The organism is Ferroplasma sp. (assembly GCF_037442045.1).
Classification (GTDB): domain Archaea; phylum Thermoplasmatota; class Thermoplasmata; order Thermoplasmatales; family Thermoplasmataceae; genus Ferroplasma.
This window is the reverse complement of sequence record NZ_JBBIRC010000060.1, coordinates 1-5,996: the sequence shown is the minus strand read 5'-3', so window position 1 is coordinate 5,996 and position 5,996 is coordinate 1. Positions and strand designations below refer to the sequence as shown.

7 protein-coding genes, 1 tRNA gene and 1 pseudogene are annotated in these 5,996 nt (G+C 33.3%); 6 read left to right on the top strand and 3 right to left on the bottom strand.

Annotated features, from left to right (window positions below):
- From WKI77_RS06975 to WKI77_RS06960, 4 genes and pseudogenes are all read left to right on the top strand, one after another.
- A partial coding sequence (locus WKI77_RS06975; RefSeq protein WP_337861106.1) for a trehalose synthase occupies nucleotides 1–374 on the top strand: 374 nt, incomplete at its 5' end.
- 304 nt (nucleotides 375–678) lie between these two features.
- Nucleotides 679–1,134, top strand: coding sequence for a transposase (locus WKI77_RS06970; RefSeq protein WP_337861105.1), 456 nt, complete (start codon nucleotides 679–681; stop codon nucleotides 1,132–1,134).
- A pseudogene (locus WKI77_RS06965) lies at nucleotides 1,101–1,834 on the top strand (transposase). Before WKI77_RS06970 ends, WKI77_RS06965 begins: the two are co-directional and overlap by 34 nt.
- A gap of 149 nt (nucleotides 1,835–1,983) precedes the next feature.
- Nucleotides 1,984–2,475, top strand: coding sequence for a GNAT family N-acetyltransferase (locus tag WKI77_RS06960; RefSeq protein WP_337861104.1), 492 nt, complete (start codon nucleotides 1,984–1,986; stop codon nucleotides 2,473–2,475).
- A gap of 236 nt (nucleotides 2,476–2,711) precedes the next feature.
- Here WKI77_RS06960 and WKI77_RS06955 read toward each other — a convergent pair.
- A tRNA-Val gene (locus tag WKI77_RS06955) sits at nucleotides 2,712–2,783 on the bottom strand.
- A gap of 168 nt (nucleotides 2,784–2,951) precedes the next feature.
- Between WKI77_RS06955 and WKI77_RS06950 the strand changes: the two genes are divergently transcribed.
- Complete coding sequence (locus tag WKI77_RS06950) at nucleotides 2,952–4,007, top strand: archaeosine biosynthesis radical SAM protein RaSEA (RefSeq protein ID WP_337861103.1); 1,056 nt, start codon at nucleotides 2,952–2,954, stop codon at nucleotides 4,005–4,007.
- Here WKI77_RS06950 and WKI77_RS06945 read toward each other — a convergent pair.
- Both WKI77_RS06945 and WKI77_RS06940 read right to left on the bottom strand, forming a co-directional pair.
- Nucleotides 3,993–4,628, bottom strand: coding sequence for a prephenate dehydrogenase/arogenate dehydrogenase family protein (locus WKI77_RS06945; protein ID WP_337861102.1), 636 nt, complete (start codon nucleotides 4,626–4,628; stop codon nucleotides 3,993–3,995). The genes WKI77_RS06950 and WKI77_RS06945 overlap by 15 nt on opposite strands.
- Nucleotide 4,629: 1 nt before the next feature.
- On the bottom strand, nucleotides 4,630–5,199 hold the full coding sequence (locus tag WKI77_RS06940; protein ID WP_337861101.1) for a chorismate mutase: 570 nt from the start codon (nucleotides 5,197–5,199) through the stop codon (nucleotides 4,630–4,632).
- Between the two features lie 92 nt (nucleotides 5,200–5,291).
- Between WKI77_RS06940 and WKI77_RS06935 the strand changes: the two genes are divergently transcribed.
- On the top strand, nucleotides 5,292–5,996 hold a 705-nt coding region (locus WKI77_RS06935), incomplete at its 3' end, for a thiamine-phosphate kinase (RefSeq protein WP_337861100.1).

Here is a 5,996-nt window from a genome sequence, read left to right as displayed (position 1 = left end):
AAGGTATTTTATGGACAACTTCGGCATTTGCATTTATTCAAATTATGGGTGGTTTTTATCTATCTCAGATAGAAAATCCTCTAACTTCTTACGTTTTAATACTTCATATATTTACTGGAATAATTCTTTTTGGTATGGCTATTATAACTTTTATTTATACAAAAGGGGTGAGAAGATTGAAACACCTGGCCACAGTAAATGCTTCACTTATAGTTATAACAGCACTTCTTGGCTTTGGTTTTATAGTTTTTAAATCCAGCATTATCTATTCCACATATATTCCTTATCTTGAAATGGCCCTTGCAATAGGCATCATCAGCAACTATGCAGTGATGCTTGGCATAAAAAGGACTCTTGACCTTGTTAATAAATGATGCAAAATTCATTAAAAATCCAGAGAGCAAAATTAGAGGCCATATTACAGGATAATCAAGCAAAAATGTGAAATTAAACACGAATAGGGCAAAATCTTAAAAGACTGTGCAATTGAGAGTTCTCAAATATTTTCACAAACTTTTAATTCACATTTATTAAAGAAATTATCTGGACATGGAACAGTTGAATTCATAATATATTTTAACAATATTGAGCGGGAAATCACCTTCCGAAAGGGAAGGGATGAAAGCGACTTCCTTTAAGAAAAAAAATTATATGCAGGTACTACACTAGAAAGAGAGTATGAAAGCATATAAGTTCAGGCTGTATCTATCTGCTGAACAGGAAAACATTATTAATAACCAGCTTGAACTCTGCAGAGTATTTTATAATTCACTTTTGCTTCAAAGAATATATGCTCATATGAGTAAGAAAAAATATGTCAATTATTATTATCAGCATAATGAACTGCCAGAACTCAAGGACACTTTTAAAGAATATAAAAACATATATTCACAGAGTCTTCAGAATGTTGTTAAAAGAGTGGATAAAGCATTTGATAATTTCTTCAGGAGAGTAAAAGAAAAGAAATCAGGAAAACACCAGAAGGTAGGATTCCCACGATTTAAATCAAAAGGAAGGTATAAATCATTACTTACCCCGGTACAGGCTTTGAGATACTGGACAATGGCCATCTTAAACTATCAAAGGTCGGAGAAATCAGGATGTTCATGCACCGTGATATATACGGTGAAATAAAAAACCTTACAATTTCTAGAGATAAAACAGGAATCTGGGAAGCTGAATTCACAGTAAATAATGGAAAGCATCCCATTCAATTAGAAAAGGCAGGAAAAAGTATCGGAATAGATGTAGGTTTATTGCATCTTGCAACAATGAGTGATGGCACAGTTGTTGAACCTCCAGAGTTTCTGATAAAGTCAGAAAAAAGAATTAAGAAAACACAGAGAGCATTATCACGTAAAAAGAAAGGATCGAATAACAGAAATAAAGCAAAAACCATACTCTCAAAGCGACATAAGAATGTAAAGAACCAGGGGAGGACTTTGCTCATAAGATCTCAAATCATATTGTGAAATCTTATGATATTATTGTTTTTGAGGATCTTAAAATAAGAAACACGGTTAAAAACCACCATCTGGCTAAGAGCATTGAAGATGCATCCTGGAATACACTTGTACAGTACACAACTTACAGGGCTGAAAGTGCCGGCAGGGAAGTGTTATTAGTGGATCCAAGAAACACATCAAGAAAATGTTCAGTATGCGGATGGTTAAACCAGGATCTCAAACTATCTGACAGAACATTCAAATGTGAGTCATGTGGGCTTGAAATAGACAGAGATCTAAATGCAGCTATAAACATCAAAAATACTGGATTAAAAGAAGCAGGTAGGCGCTCCCGAATTTACGCCTGTGGAGACTGGATCACTACCTGAAAGGGCAAATCCTGGCTTTGAAGCAGGAAACCCCGTCCGTTAGGGCGGGGAGGATGTCACTAGATAAAACATAATAAATCTCAGGAATTATTCACAAAATATGAATTGAAAACAATAAAGTTTTATCTCCCTGCCAGATATCTATGTTAATGAAAGAAAAATCTGTATCCCTGTCTCCCATATCAAAGGAAGATTTCCATGTTTATCTGCAGAAACAGATAACTGAATATGCAGAGGAAAAAATTAAGGCAGGCAGCTGGGATAAAGAAGAGGCTTACCTATTATCTAAAAAATCTTTTCGGGAGTTGCTGCCTGATGGAAAGAATACTTCAGACCACTCTATTATGGTTATCACTGATACACTATCTGCGGAGAAAATCGGTGTAATTTGGGTTGAATGGAATAACCAGAATTATAAATCAACCTATCTCTGGGATATAATAATATATGATAAATTCAGGAGAATGGGTTACGGCTCAAGAGCAATGAATATACTGGAATCAATGGTGAAGGATCATGGTATGTCATCACTGGTTCTTCACGTTTTTGGGCACAATAAGAATGCCATATCAATGTATTACCGGCTTGGATACCATGCTGTGGATATTATTATGGAGAAAAACCTGAAAGGAAATATTTGATAATACATCCTGAATCCAGAGTTTTCATTGAATTCACTTTCTGATTTATGGAAAAAAATTCAATAACATTAAAGTGCCTGCTGAAAGTTATAATAATATTAAAAATACGTCAGTAATTTAACAATAAATACAGTTTGCATTAAATACATTGTTCCAATTCTGATTGTATTTTGTTTGGAACAATATATATTATAAAAAAATATTAAAGCAAATTTCAATGATTTATATTAATGACATGGGCCCGACCGGATTCGGACCGGTGACCTTCTCCGTGTCAGGGAGACATCATACCACTAGACTACGAGCCCTTCTAGGTTGATTTTAAGATAATATATAACTTTTTACAAATTAACAATTTGGACGTTGAGTTGATTCACTTTAGGGATTAAATATATATATTATGTTATTGAATACGACGAATTACCTAAGCCATTCAAATAACAATGCTATTATAGCTAGAAACGATATTAAATAACATGGTAGTAAGGGACTATTCACTTTATATTAAAAGCTTAATGCATGAAAATACTAAAAAGAACGATGCAGATAAGCCAGTATCAATCTGGAAAGAACTTGATAGGTTACGAGGATATCCAGAAAAAACAATGGTATGCATATTCAGGACAACCGGCTGTGCATGGTACAAATTTACTGCATGTTCAATGTGTGGTTACTTTAACGATACTTCTCCTGAAATAGTCGATGAAAATCTCATGCATCAGGTTGATACTTTATACGATTCATTAAACGATATAAAGGTTTTGAAAATATTCACATCCGGCAGTTTTCTTGATCCAAATGAGGTGCACCCTGCTGTCAGAGACTATTTCATAGATAGAATTAAAGGAAAGGTAGATAAATTGCTTGTTGAGTCAAGAACTGAATATATAAAGCCGGAAACATTGCAACCTTTCAAAAATGCAGGAATTGACCTGCGAATTGCCATAGGCCTTGAAAGTGCAGATGATTACATAATGAAATATTCCGTAAACAAAGGAAGCACATTAAAAAAATTCATTGATGCAGCTACCATTTTACAGAAAGAAAAAATAGAGCTAAGGACTTATTTGCTGTTTAAACCTCCGTTTATATCTGAAAAAAAGGCAATAGAAGATATTGAAAAATCTGTTGCTATTGTCAGTCCATATTCTGCTGACATATCAATAAATCCGATGAACATACAGAAAAATACCCTTGTTGAAAAATTATGGAGAAAAGGGCTTTACAGACCACCAAGGCTCCATTCCCTTGCTAAAATCCTTGTTGATCTTGGTTCTCAATATCCTGTACTTTCATATCCAACAGGAGGCAATAAAGAAAGAGGAGTGCATAACGATAAATTTGATTCGAAATTACTTGATCTGATTGTGCAATCCTCTCTGGACCACGAGTTTAGTGAATTATCCAACTATTATAACTCACTTGACCTTGAAGATTACAATTATGAACTCGAACTTGAGGACAGGATGTTTTTCCAGCCTGATTACAACGCCCTTTTTAATAGATTAGCCAGTTCGTCAATTACCTACTAATTTTTTAAGGCCTTCAAGCCTTTTTTCAATATCCTTTATTATTTTACTGGAATTTTCGTTATATTTTATAGTATCAATAAGCACCTGGGAATTTTCATTATATTTTATTTTTTCAATTTCCAGAAATTTTGAATAAGAGCCAGTTATGATGCTGGAGTTTTCAGATTTTGATATATATGAAAGTACATACGGCTTAACAAGAATTTCTCCCATTAAAGCATCATGGCTATTGGCATCCATTATAATCAATTTGTAATCCTGAAATAATTTTTCCATATCTGCCAATGAATCCTTCCTTGAGATATCATTTATAAAAATAATAGATTTATTTGTTCCATAAGTTTCTGGCCCAAATAGTGGATGCAGGCTTATTATTTTTCCAGCAAATTCAATCATTTTTGATTTAACTGAAGTTAAATCTATAAAGCCATCATATTCTGGAAAGCGGCGTATAATATTAATTGTTGCATCCATTGGTGTGGCTAAAAAGGCAAAATCTGCTTTTTGTAATTCTGATTCTAAATAATTTGAATTCTCAATATCTATTTTTGTTGATTCCGGAAATATTTTAAGCAAAATTTTCCCAAGGCGCCCATTCGACCCAATTATCAGTATATACATATTACATCATTTCTATATTGTATATATTATCTTTATTTGAAAAAAATTGTTCGGAGATTAGAATAGAGCTGTCTCTTAATATTATTTCCTGGTTGCTTCTTCCATCTAAATGTATAACAAGATCGGGATTTTCAATTGAATCTATTATATGGTGGCCATTGGCTGCCAAAATCTGTGATATTTTTTTATCAGCACAGTAAATCAAACTTCCTGGATTTAATATTCTTGAAAGGATAAAAATCAAGTTACCTTTCTCTCCAGTGAATTCTGCATATTTTATTCCATTTATATTTTTGGAATATGACGGTGGAATTTCTATATTTTTTTCTTCATAATTTATTGAAAACTCAAAAAGCATATTCAATATAGAATTTTTGTACTGGTCTCCTCCCAACCTTTGAAGTATCTCTATTTCCCTCGCCCTGTTTCTGATTTTAAGGTTTTGCTTTATCTTACATTTCCCGATTTTTATTGCAAGTTGCTTTCTTTCTTCCAGGAGTTTAAGAATTTCCTCTGAATTGTTGTATATTTCTTCCCTCAAATTTTCCACTTCATTAATAAATTCTATCACCTATGATAGATTATATCTATCACATATAAAAATTTTCCAGTAAAAATTATTTAATACCAAAGTTTAAATTTAACAAATTTATAACAAAAATATTGAAGTTAAAAGATCTTGGAGAAAGGAAAATTATCGATCTGCTTGAGACAGAGCAAATTAATCATATAGAAAAGGATGATTGCGCCCTCCTTGAAATCGATAATTCTTATATTATGCTTTCAACAGATCTTATAACAAGGGAGACACATTTGCCTGAAGGAACAAAACCATTTCTTGCAGGAAAATTTTTTGCCGCTATTAATCTGAGCGATATAGCAGCAATGGCAGGAATTCCCATAGGGCTTCTGGTTTCATTATCTGTATCGCCGGAATATGATATTGAATATCTAAAGGAATTTTACAGAGGCATAAATTTCGAGCTGGAAAAATTTCACGCATCAATACTTGGTGGCGATACAAAGGAAGGCTATGATTTTACAGCATCAGGTACGGTAATTGGGAAGCAAAAATCCAATCTTATAAGAAGAAGATCCGATATCGCACCTGGGCAATATTTAATGGTTACAAATACACTGGGAAGTGCTGGTTCAGGTTACATCTATTATAAGTACGGAATCGATAAGCAAATGGGAATTAAAAAAATGCTGGACGTAGAACCAAGAATAGAAGAAGCAATAAAAATAAGCAAGGCTGGTGCGAAGTTTATGATGGACCTATCAGATGGTGTTTATGCTTCCATTCATCAGATGTCAATGGACTATGGCATCGGATTCAAAATTTATGGTGATAAAATTCCCGTTGAT

Excerpts from the sequence above, each read along its gene's own strand:
- WKI77_RS06970 (WP_337861105.1), top strand. The coding sequence starts at position 679 with ATGAAAGCATATAAGTTCAGGCTGTATCTATCTGCTGAACAGGAAAAC.
- WKI77_RS06960 (WP_337861104.1), top strand. The coding sequence starts at position 1,984 with ATGAAAGAAAAATCTGTATCCCTGTCTCCCATATCAAAGGAAGATTTC.
- WKI77_RS06950 (WP_337861103.1), top strand. The coding sequence starts at position 2,952 with ATGGTAGTAAGGGACTATTCACTTTATATTAAAAGCTTAATGCATGAA.
- WKI77_RS06945 (WP_337861102.1), bottom strand. The coding sequence starts at position 4,628 with ATGTATATACTGATAATTGGGTCGAATGGGCGCCTTGGGAAAATTTTG.